An 18,605-nucleotide genomic window follows, 5' to 3' on the forward strand; every position below is an offset into this window, starting at 1 on the left:
ACCCATGCAGCGCATCCGGATTGCCGAGCGTGCCCAATGGCGGGCGCGCGCGGAAGAGGCGGGTTTCCGCTTCCACACCATCGACGGCCAGCCGTACTGGGACGAAAGCGCGTACTACGCGTTCACCCTGCGCCAGATCGAGCAGGACATCGAAGACCCCAGCGCCGAGCTGCACCAGATGGCGCTGGACCTGGTCGGCGATGTCATCGCCAGCGAACGGCTGATGGACCAGCTGGCGATTCCGTCGCATTACCGCGACTGGATCGCCGACAGCTGGCGCCAGCGCCAGCCGCATCTGTACGGTCGCCTGGACCTGGCCTACGACGGTACTGGCCCGGCCAAGCTGTACGAACTGAACTACGACACGCCGACCTCGCTGTTCGAGGCCAGCTTCTTCCAATGGCAGTGGCTGGAAGACCAGCGCAACGCCGGTCGCCTGCCGCAGCACGCCGACCAGTTCAACGCGATTCACGAAGCGCTGGTCGAGCGTTTCGGCGAACTGGCCACGCAGCTGCCACCGCCGCTGTACTTCAGTGCCGTGGGCAGCTCCGAAGAAGACCGCGGCACCGTCGACTATCTGCGCGACTGTGCATCGCAGGCCGGCCTGCATGGCCAGGCCATCGCCATCGAGGACATTGGCCTGTCCGAGGACGGCCGCTTCACCGCGCTGGACGATTCGGTGATCGGCACGCTGTTCAAGCTGTACCCGCTGGAAGACCTCATGGCCGAGGAATTCGGCCGCGCGCTGCCCGGCTCGGGCGTGCAGCTGCTGGAGCCGGCGTGGAAGGCGGTGTTGAGCAACAAGGGCATCCTGCCGCTGCTGTGGCAGCGCAACGTGGGCCATCCGAACCTGCTGGAAGCGCATTTCGATGACGGCAGCACGCTGGCCTCGGGCTGGGTGCGCAAGCCGCTGTTCTCGCGCGAAGGCGCCAACATCGAGATGCACCTGGCCGATGGCAGCACCCAGCGCAGCGACGGCCCCTACGATGGCCCGGCGATCATCCAGCGCGCCCATCCGCTCACCCGCTTCGAAGGTGGTTACCCGCTGATCGGCAGCTGGGTGGTCGGCGACCACGCCTGTGGCATCGGCGTCCGCGAGGACGACAGCGCGATCACCCGCGACAGTGCGCGCTTCGTGCCGCACGCGATCGTCGATGAGGCGCCGACGCGGATCTACGTCTGATGTCTGTGCCGCCGCGGCGCCATTGCGATGATGGCCGTGCCCTGTTCCGCTATGCCGACCGGGTGGCGGTGCGCTGCCATCGCTGCGATACGCCGGGCTGGGTGACAGGCCCCTCCAACGCGCGGCGCTTCCGTTGTCTGGGGTGCAGCGAAGCCTTGGACGGCGGGTGTGGCTGTAACCGCTGTGGTGCCGGTGACTGGGTGGGGCCGGTGCGCTACAGCGGTTACCGGCCGTGTGGTTATCGCGGCCACCAGTGGGTACGCATCGAGGTGCGTCGTGCCCATGCCACGATGCCGTTGCGGACCATGGCTGCGGACTGCAGCCAATGTGGCCGTAGCAACGATGTGGAGGTCACACTGTCGCAATGGCATGGCAACGACGCTATCGACCCGAACTTCGGTCTGCCGTTGCGGCTGGTGGAAAAGACCGCTGCCGGTCTGCTGTGGGCATACAACGCCGAACACCTGCAGGCACTGCACGATTACGCCACGGCCACGCTGCGCGAGGGCAGCGGCCATCATCGTTCGATGTTCTCGTGCCTGCCGCAGTGGATGAAGCTGGCCCGCAACCGGGTGTTGCTGCAGCGCGCGGTGGAGCGGTTGCAGCGGCGATTGCTGCAGGGGTAGTGCCGGCCGCTGACCGGCAACCGTTTCTGGTAGATGCCGACCCTGGTCGGCGCTGTGGGTTTCGTGCCAACCAAGGTTGGCACCTACCAAAGCGATGCACCGGTTGTTGCAGGGGGTAGTGCCGGCCGCTGGCCGGCAATCGTTCCTGGTATCAGAGCAACCCTTCGCGCTTCACCGCCAGATAGCGCTCCACCAGTGCACCGGGCAGGGCGTCGGCGGTCACGTCCAGAACCATCACCTTCTCGCTGCGCAGCGCTTCATGCGCTTTCGCGCGCTGCTGCAGGTACAGCGCCGCGGCGCCGGCCTGGGCCGCGTCCTCCAGCGACTGCACCTCATCATCGAGGACAGCATCCAGTTCGCGCTCGCGCAGGCTGGCCACGCACACCAGGTGGCGTTTCTGCAGCAGGCGCACCGCCGCCAGCAGGTCTTCGATGTCCTCGTCGCGCACGTTGCTGACCAGCATCACCAGCGCACGCCGGCGCTGGCGCAGCGACACCTCGGTGGCGGCGGCCAGGTAGTCGGTGGCCACCGCGCGCGGCTGCAGGTCGTAGCTGGCACGCAGCAGGTGCTCGACCGTGCCCATGCCACGCTGCGGTGCCACCCAGCGGCGCTCGCCACCGGTGGCGAACAGGCCGGCAGCATCGCCCTGGCGCAGCGCCAGGTAGGCCACCACCAGCGAGGCATTCAATGCATGATCGAAGTGCGAGAGCCCGCCTTCGCTGGCCAGCATGCGGCGGCCACTGTCGAGCATCAGCAGCAGCTGCTGGTTCTTCTCGTCCTGGTACTCGCGCGAGACCAGCTTGCGCGCACGCGCGGTGGCCTTCCAGTCCAGCTGGCGCAGGCTGTCGCCGATGCGGTACTCGCGCATCTGGTGGAAGTCGGTGCCTTCACCGCGGCGGCGCTTCACGTGTGCACCGACCAACCGCGAGGCCTGGTCGGCACTGAACAGGGCGAAGCGGGTGAGCGGTACGAAGTTCGGATAGACCCGCACGTCCAGCGCGGGAGGCAGCGTGCGTTGCTGCCACCACAGCCGCCACGGCGAGCGCATGCGCAGGTGCACGCCGTCGAAGCGGAAGCGCCCGCGCTGCAGCGGCTGCAGGTGGTAGTGCAGGGTGGAGGCGCTGCCGGGCTTCAGGCGCACGCGCTGCGGCAGCGATTCCAGCGGCCAGCCGCCGGGGACCAGGTCGAACACCTGCACCGTCATCGATGCGTCCGCCTGCAGCCGCAGCGCGGCCTCGCGGCGCACGCCCAGTGCCAGCGCTTCGGGCAGCTCACGCTGGATCTGCGGCGATGGACGCCGCGTCTGCCGCCACAGATCCATCAACGCTGGCACGGCAATCGCCACCGCGGCCAGCGCCCAGCTCCAGCGCGGCAGCAGGCCGCCCAGCACCAGGCCACCCAGGGCGGCCCAGGCCAGCAGCAGCGCCAGCAGCAGCGGGGCCGGCCTCATCGGCGCGGTGCTTCCACCTTGGCCAGCAGTGCACCCAGCACGTCGTCGGCGTCCTGGCCTTCGATCTGCAGTTCCGGTGCCAGCGCGATGCGATGGCGCAGCGCGGGGCGCGCGATGTCGCGCACGTCGTCGGGGGTGACGAAGTCACGGCCGGCCAACACCGCCTGCGCGCGCGAGGCACGTACCAGCGCGATGCTGCCACGCGGGCCAGCGCCGACCGCGATACCCGGCCACTGCCTCGTGGCCGCCACAATCCGCACCGCGTAGTCGATCACTTCGTCATCGACGGTGATCGCCGCCGTGGCGCGCTGCAGTTCCAGCAGCTCACCGGCGCCGAGCACGCGCGGCACCTGGCTCAGGTCGAAATCGCTGGCGGCGCGGCCGCTGGTGATCGCGGTCACCATGCGCTTCTCGTCCTCCAGCTGCGGGTAGTCGATCAGCACCTTCAGCAGGAAGCGGTCCAGCTGCGCTTCCGGCAGCGGGTAGGTGCCTTCCTGTTCCAGCGGGTTCTGCGTGGCCAGCGCCATGAACGGCGGCGCCAGCGTGAAGGCCTTGCCTTCGATGGTCACCTGGCCTTCCTGCATCACTTCCAGCAGCGCCGACTGGGTCTTGGCCGGTGCGCGGTTGATCTCGTCGGCCAGCAGCAGGTTGGTGAACACCGGGCCGCGACGGATCTTGAAGCTCTCGCTCTTCGGGTCGTACACCGCGTGGCCGCTGACGTCGCTGGGCATCAGGTCGGGGGTGAACTGCACGCGGCCGTAATCCAGTTCCAGGGCCTGGGCCAGCGCGCGCACCAGCAGGGTCTTGCCCAGCCCGGGCACGCCCTCGATCAGCACGTGGCCACCGGCCAGCAGGGCCACCAGGATCTGGTCCAGCACATCAGCCTGGCCGATGAAGGCGTGGCCGACGGCATCGCGGATGGCATCGACGCGTTCGATCAGGCGGGCGTTGGCGGCCGCCGGCAGCTCGGGGACTTCGGTCATAGCAGGGATCTCATCTGGAGCAGCAAGCGGATGCGCTCGCGCAGGGCGGAGGAATCGTGCGGCGGAGGGGGCGTGAGCGCGCTGGCAACGCGGCCTTGCGGCCACTTCAGCAGCTCGGCGATGGCCTGATCGCGCGGCGCGCCATCGAGTGCGGCGGCAACCGGTGCGCGCAGGCGCAGGCGGTGCAGGAACAGGGCGAGTACGGCCTCGTACAGGCGCGCGCCGTGGCCGAAACGCAGCAGCAGTTCACCACTGGCGCGCACGTGCTCCAGCAGCGAACGGCGTTCCAGAACCGGCGACGGCAGCAGGCTGCCGAAGCGCTGCGAGCGGCCCCACAGCCAACCCAGCAGGGCCAGCAGCAACGGTGCCCACAGCGGCCAGCCCTGATAGAACATGCGCGACCACAGCGACGGCGGGCGGCTGGCATAGACCAGCCAGACCGCACCCTTGCCGTAGTTCGGATCGAGCAGGTAGCGGGTCAGGTCGCGATGCGACGCGTCGTGCAGGCCGTCGCTGGCCTTGCCCCCTGCGGAGGCCAGGCGCGCCGCAGGTGAGTCCACCTCGCTGCGCATGAACTCCATGTCGGCCAGCACGCTCACCTTGCCCTGGCCCTGGCGCAGGCGCGCGAACACCAGGTCGCGATCCGTGCCCCAGCGACGTTCGGCCTGCGCACTGGCGGCAAAACCCAGGGTGAAGCGGCGGCCACCGCAGAATTCGACGTGGCCAGGATCGTCGTCGACATGGAACGGCTGGCAGTCGCTGCGCTGGAACAGGCTGTCCACGCCCAGCCGGTCCAGCAAGGGGCCCTGCGTGCTGCCGGCATCGTCCTCGGCCGGCGGCGGTGTACGTACCAGCAGGTGGCCGCCACCGTCGACCCAGTCCAGCAGCGCGCTGGCAACGGGCGGCGGCAGTTCGCTGCTGTCCTGCAGCAGCACCACCGTATCGTTCGGCCCCAGTGCCATCTGCTGCAGTTCCAGCCGTGGCCGCGAGTGCACGTCAATGCCATCGGCGCGCAGCGCCTGGCCGAGTACGTACAGCGGGTTGTAGGTGGCTTCGCCCTGTGGCGGCAGCCGGATCGTCTCGGTCACCCGTTCGTGCGTGCGCAGGTAGAGGATGGTCAGCGGTACACCGAACAGCACCAATGCACCGAGCAGCAGCGACCAGAACAGGCGCGGACTCATGCCTGCCACCCGTACTGCTGGCGCAGGGTATCGACCAATGCATCGAAATCGGCGCGGCTGGGCAGGCGGCCACCGTAGGCGGCGTACTGCCACATGCGCACGATGCGCGCGAACAGGTCACGATCGGTGGCATCAGGCATGCGCCGCGACGCGCGCAGGCATTGCGCTTCGGTGGCACCGGGTGGAAGCGCGATACCGCTGCGCTCGCCCACCGTGCGCACACTGGCGCGGTACAGCAGGGCCAGCGCCTGCCGCGGCCGGCCCTGGTCCCAGAGCAGGCCAGCCTGGGTGGCCACGTCCGGCGGCAGCACCACCGGCAACTCCACCTGTTCCTCCAGCACCTCCGGTGCAGCGTCGGCCTTGCGCCGGCCACTGCCACGCAGCCATGGCAGCCACAGCCGCGCGGTCAGCAGCAGCACCAGCAGCAGGATGCCGAGCAGGCCCCACAGCCCCCATTCGGCCAGCCGTGCCAGCCAGGCGATGCCGTCCCTGCGCGCTTTGCGTTCACCTTTGCTGTTGGTGTCACGCTGCAGCTGCTTGTCTTCCTTCTTTTTTTCCTCGGCCTGCTCGATCGGCTTCCAGCGGGTGACCTCGCGGGTCGGGCGCTGCAGCGGGTCCTCATAGGCACGGTTAACCGCTTGACGGAAACCGGCGGTGTCCACCGGCGTGCCGCCGAAGATCGTTGCCGGCGTGTTGGCCGGGTCGATGGTCGGTGCTTCGTTGCCTTCCTCGGCGTCGATGCCATGGTCGTTGGGCTTGCCCATTGCGCGCCGGGGCTCGGCATCTGCGTCCTGCGCGTGCACCGGGGCGGAGACCAGTGGCAGTGCCAGGCACAGCAGCAGCGCCAGCGTCGATGCCGCCGGCAGCAGGCGATCGCGCAGGCGGCGCAGGGCGATTTCGACGTCCCAGGCTTCCATCTGCGTACGCCGGTTCAAGTACAGGCCAAAGCCCGCACCGACGAAGAACGGGCCGATCAGCGCCGAGGCCAGCCAGCAGGCCAGATTGAAACCGAAGCGTGCCCATGCCGGCGTGTCCTTGCCGATCATGTCCCACGCCGCACGCCAGGATTCGGACATCAGGTCCAGTGGCATGAACATGAACACTGCACCGATGGCACCAGATACCAGCACCGCTTCGAACGCCATGCAGGTCACAGTCAGCACTGTCGCCGCACCTGCGGCGCCGGCAGCCACCGCACGGCGGCGTGGACCGCGCTGACCCGGTGCGTTGCCTTCCAGCAGGTTCACCGGCAGGCACAGGCTGCGCAGCACGCTGAAGCGACGCCAGCCCAGGTAGCCCCAGGAACCAGTGTTGCCCCAGTGGCGCTGCGCACGCAGGGCCGAAAGTGTGCTGACCGGTTCGCCGAAGATGCCGCGCGACAGCACATACAGCGGCGCACGCTCGAACAGTGGCTTGCACCACCACATCGCCAGCCAGGCCCAGCCGAAGGCATCCAGCCACCATCCCAGCGCGTTGAAGATCACGAACAACGGAGCACTGGCCAGCAGCCAGCTGCCCCACACGGCGCGCGCATGGCGGCGGGCGAGGGCACTGCCCAGCTCCATCGCTTCCCAGCCGCTGCGTGCACGCAGCACCACGTCCAGACGGTCAATGCGCATGGCCGCCTCCACGCCCGCCACGCCACAGCCACAGCAGCACGCCGGCCCAGAGCACTCCGGCGACGCCGAACTTGGTCCATGCGGGGACTTCGGCGATCGACGACCAGAACGCTTCGATGAAGGCTGCGACCAGCAGCATGAACGCCACGCCCAGGCACAGCCGCGCACCGATGCGGCCACCGTCGACCAGCGCGTCCAGGCGGCTGCGCCGACCCGGTGCCAGCAGCTTCATGCCCAGCTGCAGGCCGGCACCGCCGGCGATCACGATCGCGGTCAGCTCGAACGCGCCATGGCCGGCCACGAAGCGCCAGAATGGTCCGCCGTGCCCGATGTGCTGCAGGTGGCCGGCCACCGCACCGATGGTGACGCCGTTGAACAGCAGCACCAGCAGCGTACCCAGCCCGGCCAGCAGGCCGCTGGCGAAGGTGCGCAGGGCAATGCTGATGTTGTTGAGGATGTAGTGGCCGAACATCATCCAGTCGGTACCGCTGTCGCGGCCCAGTCGTTCGGCGGCAGGGTCGTACATGCGCTCCATCGCGGCGATCTGGCGGTTGTCCATCAGCGTGTGGATCAGGTCCGGGTAGACCTGCACAAGCATGAAGCAGGCGATTGCCGGCAGCGCGAACATCGCCAGCGCCACCCACATGCTGCGTGCCTGGCTGCGCACGAGCAGCGGGAAGTCGGCCACCAGGAATTCCAGCGCGGCGCGCCAGCGCGTCGGCCGTGTGCGGTACAGCACGCTGTGGCCCTGCTGCATCAGCTGCTGCAGGCGCTGGACCAGCTGCGGGCTGTAACCGCGCTCGCGGGCCAGCGCCAGCTGCTGGCACAGGCGCCGGTAGCGCTGCGGGACGGCGGTATCGTCCAGTGCCAGGCCGCTGGCCTTGCGGCGCGCGCGGCGCGAGGCGCCGGCACGCAGCAGCAGCCACTGTTCCAGTTCCTGCCATTCCTGCTGGTAGCGGGCGACGAACTGTTCCTGTTTCATCGCCGCCCCAGCAGCCAGTTGGCCATGGCGTACAGGCGCAGCACGGCGACCTGGCCGTGGGTACCGGTCAGGGGCTCGGCAATGCCGGCCAGCTCCTGCTGGCGGGCCGCCGACAGCCGTGGCGCGCGCTCGGCGAAGGCCATCAGCGCGGCCTGTTCCTCCGGCCGCAGTGGCTGCGGCGGAGCCAGCACGCTGTCGATGGTAGGTGGCGGCGGCAGGTACAGCACAGGCGCGTGCACCACCACGGTGCCGGCCACCAGGTCGCCGAGGCGGCGGCCGTGCGGATCGAACAGGCTGCTGACCAGGCCCAGTGCATAGCCGAACGGCAGCATGTCCACCGTGCGCAGCAGGTTGCGGGTGATCGCCGCCATCCAGCCCACGGGCGCGCCATCGCGGGACAGCACGCGCAGGCCCAGCGCGCGCTTGCCCAGGGTACGGCCCCACAGCGCCTCGCACACGATCGGGTAGACCCAGTAGACCAGGAACATCAGCACCAGGTTGAGGCCGGAGCCGAATTCGTCCAGCACCGCCAGCGGAATCGCCATCAGCACCAGTACCGCGATGCGCACGCCAAGATCGACCAGCCAGGCCATGGCCCGCGGCAGCGGTCCGGCTACCGGCAACTGAAGCAGCACACCCTCCGGCGTCACCACCTCACGGTAGGTATCGAGCATCGGTGCGGCCATCAGCGCGGTGGCCTTCGTTGTGGGCGCCGGAGTCCTCTCCGGCTGGCAACCACAGGCATGGGGGTCTCGACAGGTCCTGGTCGGGCCCAGACTTTAGCAGAGCCGCGCGGCAGCGTTGGCTGCTCAGCCCCAGTATTCGTCCTTCAGCCGCACGTAGTGGTCGGCCGAGTAGTGCAGCGACTCGATCTCCTTGTCGCTCAGCGCGCGTGCCGGCCGGGCAGGGTTGCCGACCCACAGCTCGCCTTCGCCCACCACCTTGCCGGGGCCGATCACCGCACCGGCGCCGACGAAGCCATGGCGCTCCACGCGGGCACCGTCGAGGATGCAGGCGCCCATGCCGATCAGGCTGTAATCGCCGATCGTGCAGGCGTGGATGATGCAGCCGTGGCCGACGGTCACGCCTTCGCCGATCAGGGTCGGGTAGCCGGCCTTGTTGTACGGGCTGTGGTGGCTGACGTGGATGATGGTGCCGTCCTGCACGTTGGTGCGTGCACCGATGCGTACGTAATTGACGTCACCGCGGATGACCGTGCCCGGCCACACCGACACGTCGTCGCCCAGTTCCACGTCGCCGATGATCGTGCACGACGGGTCGATGTACACGCGCTCGCCGAGGATGGGCATCTTGTCGCGGAAGGGGCGCAGCGGGTTCATCGGGGTCTCCGGAAATCAGGGCGTTCGCGACGATGATACCCGTGTGGTAGTGCCGGCCGCTGGCCGGCAACCGCGCGGCACGCCTGGATTTCCGTGGTTGCCGGCCAGCGGCCGGCACTACCAGCGGCAGGTGCGGCTCTTCACGCAGGCGCGTGCTCGGCCAGCATCTGCCGGAACAGCTCATCCAGCCACGCAGCATCACCTCGTCCGGCGGGCAGCTGTGGCGCCTGCGCAGTCCGGATGGCCAGTTCACGATCGATGTAGTCGCTGATCGCCGCAATGCGTGGCCCGGCGGCGACCTCGGCGCTGGCCCGTTTGACCGCCAGCAAGGCATCGATGACTTCACGCACCGCACCGTCTGGCAGCAGCCGGTCCAGCAGATCCTCGAAGGCCATCGGCGGGGGTGTCTGTTCGTGCTCTATCCACTGGCAGGCCAGCAGTGGGCGCAGCACGTACAGGTACTTCTTGGTGCGCACCGTTTCGCCACGCAGGTAGCCGCGATGGTTCGAGCGCGCCATGTTGAAGTAGTGCCACCACGTGCCCAGCGGCGAATGGAACGCTTTCGCTGCTTCCCACAACTGTGACACCGCCGCCTGATCCTGCTGGTAGACGATCGGCGAGCGCAGCCACTCGATCAGGGTCGGATTGGATTTTGAAACCAGTCGCAGTGCCTTGCGCAGGTCCCAGCCGCTCACGTCGAGCTCATCGTCGATCGGCAGTTCGATCACATCGCGCTGCGCTTCGCCGGGACCGGTGCTCTCGTTGACGCTGAGATACCACGGCTGGCGATGCACGTAGATGAAGCGCGCGTCGTAGTCGCTGTCGGGCGAGGAAAAGCCCCAGCCGCGGCTGCCCGACTCGCAGGCCAGCAGCACGCGTACGTCGTAGCGCTGTTCGATGTCAGCCAGGGTGGAAAGGATGGCGGCGCGCTTGTCCGGCGCGATCGGGTGGATGTCGTCCATGCAGTTGTGTTCGTAATGTCGAGCGTGCTCGACTGTAACGCAAGTGCGCACCGGTAGTGCCGGCCGCTGGCCGGCAAGCTCACGGGCGCACTTGGAATTCTGCGGTTGCCGGCCAGCGGCCGGCACTACCGGCTAGGGCTCGTAGCTGTAGCCCATGCCGTACACCGAACGGATCGGCTCGCCTTCCATGCCGGCGTCGGCCAGCTTGCGGCGCAGGTTGCGCACATGGCTGTCGACGGTGCGGTCGACCACCACGCGATGGTCCAGGTACAGCCGGTCGAGCAGTTCATCGCGCGCCCAGATCCGGCCCGGGGTGGCCAGCAGCGTGCGCAGCAGGCGGTACTCCACCGGCGTCAGGTCCAGGCCCTTGCCGTTCCAGGTGGCGCGTGCGGCCGGCTCGTCGATGTGCAGGCCACCGTTGGCGCGCGCACCCGGGTCCGGGCGGTAGCGGCGCAGCACCGCCATCACCCGCGCGACCACTTCGCGCGGACTGAACGGCTTGCAGATGTAGTCGTCGGCGCCGATCTCCAGGCCCAGCAGGCGGTCGATCTCTTCCACCCGTGCGGTGACCATGATGACCGGTACATCGCTGCTGGCACGCAGTTCGCGGCACAGGTCCACGCCGTCGCGCTGCGGCAGCATCAGGTCCAGCAGCACCAGATCGGGCTGGTAGCGCACGAACGCGTCGATCACCTGGCCACCGTCGTCCACCCACTCGCTGGCCATGCCGGCGGCGGCCAGGTAGTCGCGCAGTACCGAGGCCAGGCGTGGCTCGTCCTCGACGATCAGGATCTTCGTGGACGTGGCGGGCGACGTGCTCATGCAGGCTCCGGCAGGGTGATGACCACGCGCAGCCCGCCCAGCGGCGAGGGCGCGGCGTGGATGACGCCGTGGTGGGCGAGGATGATGTTGTGGCTGATGGCCAGGCCCAGCCCGCTGCCGCCACTGGCGCGGTTGCGCGAACTTTCCACGCGGTAGAAACGTTCGAACAGCAGTGCACACTTGTCGGCCGGAACGCCCGGCGCGGTGTCTTCCACGACCAGCTGCACGCCGGCAGGCACGCGTGCTGCCTGCACGCGTACGCGGCCACCGGCATGGGTGTAGCGCAGTGCGTTTTCCAGCAGGTTGGCCAGCACCTGCTGCAGGCGCCGTTCGTCACCGGACACCTGCAACGGCGTGGCGGGCAGGTCTTCTTCCAACGCCAGGCCTGCATTGGCGAAGCGTACGCGCATGCCATTGAGTTCGCTGCGCAGCAGCGCCACCAGGTCCAGTGGCGCGAAGCGGTACGCCAGGCCACCGGACTGGGTCATCGACAGGTCGTGCAGGTCGTCGATCAGCTTGCCCAGCTGGCGGATCTCGCCCTGCAGGCCCACCAGGTTGGCCCGGTCCAGCGGACGGATGCCATCTTCGATCGCCTCCAGCTCGGCGCGCACCACGGCCAATGGCGTGCGCAGCTCATGCGAGATGTCGGCAATGAAGGCGCGGCGGTTGCGTTCGGTGTCGTCCAGCGCCTGCGCCATCCGGTTGAAGTCGTTGACCAGCGCGTCCAGCTCATCGTCACTGGTGCGCTCGATGCGGGTGGCGTAGTCACCGGCGGCCAACCGGTGGGTGGCAGCGGCCAGCTTGGCAAGGCGCTGGCGCAGCGCACGCGATACCAGCCAGGCCAGCAGTACCGTCACCAGCAGTAGCGCGATGCCGATCACCCACCAGGCGCGCACCTGGGTGTTGTAGAAATTCAGGTCGTTGGTGGCGATGACGGTCTGGAACGGCACCATGCCCAGCCAACCGACGGTCTGCCCGTCCACCTGCACCGCATGCGGCTCGTCATCGCTGGTGGCGTCGGGGTTGCCGGCCACGAAACGGTGCTGCGCGTCGAACAGGCCCAGGCGCGACGGCACGCCGGTCTGGTCGGACAGCGACGGCACCGGTCCTTCGTGCCCATGGGCCAGGTCCGGGCGCAGCAGCCGCGCCCAGCGGTCGCCATCACCGTGCAGATGCTCCCAGCCACCGTGCTCGCGGTACTCGCGCTGCAGGTGTGGCATCAGCCGCTGCATGCGCAGGTCGCCCTGGTCGTTGAGGTAGTCCAGGAAGCCGGTCTGGAAGGCCACGCGGCTGGCAATACCGTTCACTGCCAGCACCAGCAGGCAGGCGGTGAAGATCGCGAGGAAGGTCTTCGCGGTCAGGCCGAATTTGAGTTGGAACTTCGCCATCGCGAAGGCCATTAGCGGCGCATGCGGCGCCGAAAGCAAGCGCCAGCTGAGCCCGTCGCACAATCTCCATATTCTCTGCACAGTTTCACGGCAGCGTGCACGGGTCAACGCAAGGCCCCCACGCCCCCCCATGTCCTTCCTGCGCCCGCTGTCCCGTTCCCCGCGTCCCCTGCTGTTGCCCCTGCTGCTGGCCCTGGCGGCCTGTTCGGCGGGCAGGACCGATGCCCCGGCCATGCCCGAAGTGGGCGTCATCATCGCCAGCGCGCAGCCGCTGGCACTCCAGCAGACCTTGCCCGGCCGTGCCGTGCCGTTCGAGATCTCCGAGGTGCGGCCGCAGGTCGGCGGCCTGATCCGCCAGCGGTTGTTCACCGAAGGCCAGCAGGTCAAGGCAGGGCAGCTGCTGTACCAGGTCGACCCGGCACCGTACCAGGCGGCCTTCGATACCGCCCGCGGGCAGCTGGCGCAGGCCGAGGCCACCGTGTTGTCGGCACAGCCGAAGGCCGAGCGCACCCGCGCGCTGGTGAGCATGGATGCAGCCAGCAAGCAGGACGCCGACGATGCCACCTCGGCGTTGAAGCAGGCGCAGGCCAACGTGATTGCCGCGCGCGCTGCATTGCAGGCTGCCCGCATCAACCTCGACTACACCCGGGTGACCGCCCCCATCGACGGCCGCATCGGCACCTCCAGCGTCACCGCCGGCGCGCTGGTCGCGGCCGGCCAGGATACGGCGCTGACCACCATCCAGCGGCTGGACCCGGTGTACCTGGATGTCACCCAGTCCAGCACGCAGATGCTGGCGCTGCGCAAGCGGCTCGATGCGGGCCTGGTGAAGGCCATCGATGGCAAGGCACAGGTAAAGGTGCTGCTGGAGGACGGCAGCACCTACGCGCATGAAGGCACGTTGGAGTTCGTCGGCAGCGCAGTGGATCCGGGCACCGGCAACGTGAAGCTGCGCGCGGTCATTCCGAACCCGGACGGCCTGCTGTTGCCGGGCATGTACCTGAAGGCGGTGCTGCCGATGGCCACCGACGCGCGTGCCCTGCTGGTGCCGCAGAAGGCGGTGGTGCGCAACGAACGCGGCGAACCACTGCTGCGCCTGCTCGACGCCAAGGATCATGTGGTCGAGCGCCGCGTCAGCACCGGCCAGGTGGTCGGTAACCAGTGGCAGATCACCAGCGGCCTCAAGGCTGGCGAACGGGTGATCGTCAGCAACGGCAGCGCGGTATCGCTCGGCCAGCAGGTGAAAGCGGTGGCGGCCACGACGGCGCAGTTGGCGGCGATGCCGGCGGTCGATCCGAACGGCAACACCGACGAAAAGTCGCACTGAGGCCTGGCCCACATGGTTCGTTTCTTCATCGACCGGCCGATCTTCGCCTGGGTGATCGCCATCGCGGTCAGCCTGCTCGGCCTGCTCGCGATCCTGATCCTGCCGGTGGACCGCTACCCGCAGATCGCCCCGCCCACCATCACCATCCGCGCCACCTACACCGGCGCCTCGTCGCAGACCGTGGAAAACGCGGTCACCCAGGTCATCGAGCAGTCCCAGCAAAGCCTCGATCACCTGATGTACATGACCTCGACCAGTGCCTCCGACGGCTCGGCGCAGGTCAACCTGGTGTTCGCCACCGGTACCAATCCGGATACCGCGCAGGTGCAGGTGCAGAACCAGCTGCAGGCCGCCATGGCCACGCTGCCGCAGGCGGTGCAGCAGAACGGCCTGACCATCACCAAGTCCAGTGGTTCGATCTTCGAGGTGCTGTCGTTCACCAGCGAAGACGGCAGCATGGACAACTTCGATGTCGCCAACTTCATGGAAGCGCGCATCGATGACCAGATCAGCCGCGTCAGCGGTGTCGGCAACATCCAGCCGATCGGCCAGGAATACGCCATGCGCATCTGGCTGGATCCGGAGAAGATGCGCCAGTACGCGCTGATGCCCTCGGACATCGAGACCGCATTGCAGGCACAGAACACCGATGTCTCCGCCGGTGAGCTGGGTGGCCAGCCGGCGCTGAAGGGCCAGCAGCTCGACGCCACGGTCACCGCGCGCAGCCGCCTGCACACGCCCGAGCAGTTCGCGCAGGTGGTGCTCAAGGCCGATGCCAACGGCAGCGTGGTGCGTCTGGGCGACGTGGCGAAGATCGGCCTCGGGCCGGAAAGCTACGACAGCATCAGCACCTTCAATGGCAAGCCGTCGGCGTCGCTGGGCATTGAACTCAATGCCGGTGCCAACGCGATCGCCGTCTCCAAGGCCATCGATGCACGGCTTCAGCAGCTGCAGAAGTACTGGCCGCATGGCTACACCGCCCACGTGGCCTTCACCACCACGCCATTCGTGACCATCTCGCTGAAGGAAGTGGTGATCACCCTGATCGAGGCGATCATCCTGGTGGTGCTGGTGATGTACCTGTTCCTGCAGAACTGGCGCGCCACGCTGATCCCGACCATCGCGGTGCCGGTGGTGCTGCTGGGCACGTTCGGCGTGCTGGCTGCATTCGGGTATTCGATCAACACCCTGACCATGTTCGCACTGGTGCTGGCCATCGGCCTGCTGGTGGACGATGCCATCGTGGTGGTGGAGAACGTAGAGCGGGTGATGACCTTCGAAGGGCTGGCGCCGAAGCCGGCCACGCTGAAGGCGATGGGCCAGATCACCGGCGCGCTGGTCGGCATCGTGCTGGTGCTGACCGCGGTGTTCCTGCCGATGGCGTTCTTCAGCGGTGTAACCGGGGTGATCTATCGCCAGTTCTCGGTGACGATCGCCGCCGCGATGATCCTGTCGGTGCTGGTGGCGATGACCATCACCCCGGCACTGTGTGGCAGCATCCTGCACCAGATTCCCAAGGGCGGCCATCCGCATGGCGACCACGGTGGCGAGCCGAGCCTGCTGGGCAAGTTCTTCATCTGGTTCAACCACCGCTTCGAGCGCACCTCCAACGGCCTGCGTCACCGCGTGGATCGTTTCCTCGGCCGCCGCACGCTGGGCGTACTGTTCTACCTGGTGCTGAGCGTGGCCACCGGCCTGTTGCTGTGGCACCTGCCGGGCGCGTTCCTGCCCGATGAAGACCAGGGCATGCTCAACGCGCTGGTGAAGCTGCCGGCCGGCTCCACGCTGGAGCAGACGCGGGCGGTAATGGATCGTCTGAGTGCCGTCGCGGTGAAGGACGACGGCGTGCTCTCGATCCAGGCCACCGCCGGTTTCAGTGTTACCGGCAGCGGCCAGAACGTCGGCCAAGCCTTCATCCGGCTCAAGGATTGGGATGACCGCAAGGACGACGCCGATACCATCGCCGCACGCTTGACGCGGGCGATGGCCAGCGTGCCCGATGCGCAGGTGTTCATCACCTCGCCACCGGCCATCCTGGGCCTCGGCGATGCGGGTGGCTTCACTCTGGAACTGCAGGACGAAGGCGGTGCCGGCCATGCCGCCGCCGTGGCCGCGCGCAACACGCTGCTGAAGGAAGCCGCCAAGGACCCGAAGCTGGTCAACGTGCGCTACGCCAGCCTGGAAGACGCGCCGGTATACGCGGTGAAGGTGGACGACGCCAAGGCGCAGGCGATGGGCGTGAACCCGCAGGACGTCAATGACACCTTGAACGCGGCGTTGGGCGGCGACTTCGTCAACAACTTCATCTACAAGGGACGCATCAAGAAGGTGTTCATCCAGGGCACCGCCGAAGCACGCATGCAGCCGCAGGACATCGAGCGCTGGAGCGTGCGCAACCAGGCCGGGCAGATGGTGCCGCTGTCGTCGCTGATCAGCACGCATTGGACCAGTGCGCCGGCCGCACTGCAGCGCTACAACGGCATCTCGGCGATGGAAATCACCGGCCAGCCGGCACCGGGCGTCAGCTCCGGCGAGGCGATGGCCGAGATCGCGCGCCTGGCCGACACGCTGCCGGAAGGCTTCAGTCACGCCTGGTCGGACATGGCCTACCAGGAACAGCTGTCGGGCAACCAGGCGCCGATGCTGTACGCCATCTCGCTGCTGTTCGTGTTCCTGTGCCTGGCCGCGCTGTATGAAAGCTGGGCGGTGCCGTTCGCGGTGATGCTGGCGGTGCCGGTGGGCGTGTTCGGCGCCGTGCTGATGATGAACCTGCGTGGCCTCAACAACGACGTGTACTTCCAGGTCGGCCTGCTGACCACGATTGGTCTGGCAGCGAAGAACGGCATCCTGATCGTCGAGTTCGCGCGCATCCTCGAACAGCAGGGCAGGAGTACCCGCGACGCAATCCTGCAGGCGGTCTACCTGCGGCTGCGGCCGATCGTGATGACTTCGCTGGCGTTCCTGATGGGCGTGTTGCCGCTGGTATTTGCCACCGGCGCCGGTTCGGCTGCGCGCCGTTCGCTGGGTACCGGCGTGGCCGGTGGTACGGTGGCCTCGATGGTGCTGGGCATGTTCTTCGTGCCGTTGTTCTACCTGCTGGTGCGCCGCCTGTTCCCGGGCCGCGCGCCGGCCGACGCCACTGTCCCGGAGACAAGCCCATGAAGCCGATGCTGCTGCGCGCCCTGGCGGCCGCAACGATGACCGCCGTGCTCGGTGGCTGCGTGAGCATGGCCCCACACTACCAGCGTCCCGAGGCGCCGGTGCCGGCACAGTTCGGCAATGCCGGCACCGGCGAGGCCGAGCCGGCACTGGCGATGCCGGCCTGGCGCGAAGTGTTCCTGGAACCGCGCCTGCAGCAGGTCATCGCGCTGGCGCTGCAGAACAACCGCGACCTGCGCGTGGCGGTGCTGCAGGTGGAGAAGGAGCGCGCGCAGTACCGCATCCAGCGCGCGGCACTGCTGCCGTCGGTGGATGCCAGCGGCAGTGTCACCCGTTCGCGGGTGAGCGATGCCAACAGCGAGACCGGTGCCACCCAGGTGACCGAGTCCGACGCGGTGCAGGTCGGCATCAGCAGCTGGGAACTGGACCTGTTCGGGCGTATCCGCAGCCTGAAGAACGAGGCGCTGCAGAACTGGCTGGCCAGCGCCGAGAACCAGCGCGCCGCGCGCACCAGCCTGGTGGCTGAAGTGGCGACGGCGTGGCTGGCGCTGGCGGCCGACGAGCAGTCGCTGGCATTCGCGCAACAGACGCTGGACAGCCAGCAGCAGACCCTGCAGCGCACCGAGGCCCGCCATGCACAGGGGCTGGCCTCGGGCCTGGACCTGTCGCAGGTGCAGACCAGCGTGGAAGCCGCGCGCGGAGCGCTTGCGAAGCTGCAGACCCAGCAGGCGCAGGATCGCGATGCATTGCAGCTGTTGGTGGGGGCACCGCTGGATCCGGCCCTGCTGCCTACCGCGCAGGCGCTGGATGGCAGCGTCGCATTGGCGCCGCTGCCCGCCAACCTGCCGTCCAGCGTGTTGCTGCAGCGCCCGGACGTGCTGTCCGCCGAGCATGCATTGCAGGCAGCCAACGCCGATATCGGTGCCGCGCGCGCCGCATTCTTCCCAACACTGGCGTTGACCGCCAACTACGGCCACAGTTCCACCGCGTTGTCGACGCTGTTCTCGGCCGGCACCCGTGGCTGGTCGTTCGCGCCCAGCATCACCGCGCCGATCTTCCATGCCGGTGCACTGAAGGCCTCGCTGGATGCCTCGAAGATCGGCAAGGACATCGGCATCGCGCAGTACGAGAAGGCGATCCAGCAGGCCTTCAGTGAGGTGGCCGATGCGCTGGCCACGCGCGATCACCTGACCGCGCAGCTGGACGCGCAACGCGCGTTGGTGGCGGACAGCCAGCGCAGCTACACCTTGGCCGATGCGCGCTACCGCACCGGACTGGATGGCTACCTGCAGTCGTTGGATGCGCAGCGCAGCCTGTATGCCGCGCAGCAGGACCTGATCGCCCTGCAGCAGCAGGAGGCGGGCAACCGGGTGACGTTGTTCAAGGTGCTGGGTGGTGGCGCCGACGCGCGGTAACGCGCCCGCCAATGTGGGTGTGTCTTCCGCTCCGGTAGGTGCCGACCTTGGTCGGCACAAATGCATGCAGCATCGCGATCTGATGATTCGTGCCGACCAAGGTCGGCACCCACCAGGGCAGATTCATGTGCCGACCAAGGTCGGCACCCACCAGAAGCAGGTGCGACC

At 68.1% G+C, this 18,605-nt stretch carries 15 protein-coding genes; 5 read left to right on the forward strand and 10 right to left on the reverse strand.

Annotated features, from left to right (window positions below):
• The first annotated feature begins 4 nt into the window (after positions 1 to 4).
• Both JLDANKMP_RS16685 and JLDANKMP_RS16690 read left to right on the forward strand, forming a co-directional pair.
• Positions 5 to 1,183, forward strand: coding sequence for a glutathionylspermidine synthase family protein (locus JLDANKMP_RS16685; RefSeq protein ID WP_212561672.1), 1,179 nt, complete (start codon positions 5 to 7; stop codon positions 1,181 to 1,183).
• A complete protein-coding gene (locus JLDANKMP_RS16690; RefSeq protein WP_249336972.1) occupies positions 1,183 to 1,809 on the forward strand; it encodes a hypothetical protein in 627 nt (208 codons plus the stop codon). Before JLDANKMP_RS16685 ends, JLDANKMP_RS16690 begins: the two co-directional genes overlap by 1 nt.
• 151 nt (positions 1,810 to 1,960) lie before the next feature.
• Here JLDANKMP_RS16690 and JLDANKMP_RS16695 read toward each other — a convergent pair whose 3' ends face one another.
• The 10 genes from JLDANKMP_RS16695 to baeS all read right to left on the reverse strand — a co-directional run bounded on the left by JLDANKMP_RS16695 (position 1,961) and on the right by baeS (position 12,548).
• A complete protein-coding gene (locus tag JLDANKMP_RS16695) occupies positions 1,961 to 3,259 on the reverse strand; it encodes a DUF58 domain-containing protein (RefSeq protein ID WP_212561673.1) in 1,299 nt (432 codons plus the stop codon).
• Positions 3,256 to 4,242: a MoxR family ATPase gene (locus JLDANKMP_RS16700; RefSeq protein WP_005411535.1), complete on the reverse strand. Its 987-nt coding sequence runs from the start codon at positions 4,240 to 4,242 to the stop codon at positions 3,256 to 3,258. Before JLDANKMP_RS16700 ends, JLDANKMP_RS16695 begins: the two co-directional genes overlap by 4 nt.
• Positions 4,239 to 5,423 (reverse strand): DUF4350 domain-containing protein, encoded by a 1,185-nt coding sequence (locus JLDANKMP_RS16705; protein ID WP_212561674.1) that lies wholly within the window; start codon positions 5,421 to 5,423, stop codon positions 4,239 to 4,241. Before JLDANKMP_RS16705 ends, JLDANKMP_RS16700 begins: the two co-directional genes overlap by 4 nt.
• On the reverse strand, positions 5,420 to 7,042 hold the full coding sequence (locus tag JLDANKMP_RS16710; protein ID WP_212561675.1) for a DUF4129 domain-containing protein: 1,623 nt from the start codon (positions 7,040 to 7,042) through the stop codon (positions 5,420 to 5,422). Before JLDANKMP_RS16710 ends, JLDANKMP_RS16705 begins: the two co-directional genes overlap by 4 nt.
• Positions 7,032 to 8,024 (reverse strand): stage II sporulation protein M, encoded by a 993-nt coding sequence (locus tag JLDANKMP_RS16715; protein WP_212561676.1) that lies wholly within the window; start codon positions 8,022 to 8,024, stop codon positions 7,032 to 7,034. Before JLDANKMP_RS16715 ends, JLDANKMP_RS16710 begins: the two co-directional genes overlap by 11 nt.
• Positions 8,021 to 8,710 (reverse strand): RDD family protein, encoded by a 690-nt coding sequence (locus tag JLDANKMP_RS16720; protein ID WP_005414811.1) that lies wholly within the window; start codon positions 8,708 to 8,710, stop codon positions 8,021 to 8,023. The genes JLDANKMP_RS16715 and JLDANKMP_RS16720 overlap by 4 nt, the downstream gene beginning before the upstream one ends.
• Before the next feature lie 123 nt (positions 8,711 to 8,833).
• Positions 8,834 to 9,364, reverse strand: a complete 531-nt coding sequence (locus tag JLDANKMP_RS16725) for a gamma carbonic anhydrase family protein (protein WP_212561677.1) — start codon at positions 9,362 to 9,364, stop codon at positions 8,834 to 8,836.
• Positions 9,365 to 9,504: 140 nt separating this feature from the next.
• The gene (locus tag JLDANKMP_RS16730; RefSeq protein WP_005411529.1) at positions 9,505 to 10,326 is read right to left on the reverse strand and encodes a nucleotidyltransferase domain-containing protein; all 822 of its coding nucleotides are present in this window, start codon (positions 10,324 to 10,326) and stop codon (positions 9,505 to 9,507) included.
• 132 nt (positions 10,327 to 10,458) lie between these two features.
• Entirely contained in the window at positions 10,459 to 11,148 is a 690-nt protein-coding gene (locus JLDANKMP_RS16735) for a response regulator (protein ID WP_005411528.1), read from the reverse strand.
• Positions 11,145 to 12,548, reverse strand: a complete 1,404-nt coding sequence (baeS, locus tag JLDANKMP_RS16740; protein ID WP_005411527.1) for a sensor histidine kinase efflux regulator BaeS — start codon at positions 12,546 to 12,548, stop codon at positions 11,145 to 11,147. Before baeS ends, JLDANKMP_RS16735 begins: the two co-directional genes overlap by 4 nt.
• A 118-nt stretch (positions 12,549 to 12,666) precedes the next feature.
• On the opposite strand from baeS, the gene smeA reads away from it, so the two are divergent.
• The 3 genes from smeA to smeC are packed head-to-tail and all read left to right on the forward strand — an operon-like array spanning position 12,667 to position 18,437.
• A complete protein-coding gene (gene smeA, locus JLDANKMP_RS16745; protein WP_111687813.1) occupies positions 12,667 to 13,863 on the forward strand; it encodes a multidrug efflux RND transporter periplasmic adaptor subunit SmeA in 1,197 nt (398 codons plus the stop codon).
• 12 nt (positions 13,864 to 13,875) lie between these two features.
• Positions 13,876 to 17,025, forward strand: a complete 3,150-nt coding sequence (gene smeB, locus JLDANKMP_RS16750; RefSeq protein WP_212561678.1) for a multidrug efflux RND transporter permease subunit SmeB — start codon at positions 13,876 to 13,878, stop codon at positions 17,023 to 17,025.
• Positions 17,022 to 18,437 carry a multidrug efflux transporter outer membrane subunit SmeC gene (gene smeC, locus JLDANKMP_RS16755; protein ID WP_212561679.1) on the forward strand — a complete coding sequence of 472 codons (1,416 nt, stop codon included), beginning with the start codon at positions 17,022 to 17,024 and terminating at the stop codon, positions 18,435 to 18,437. Before smeB ends, smeC begins: the two co-directional genes overlap by 4 nt.
• Positions 18,438 to 18,605 lie beyond the last annotated feature (168 nt).

It is taken from the genome of Stenotrophomonas sp. PE591 (genome assembly GCF_018320795.1).
Classification (GTDB): Bacteria; Pseudomonadota; Gammaproteobacteria; order Xanthomonadales; family Xanthomonadaceae; genus Stenotrophomonas; species Stenotrophomonas maltophilia.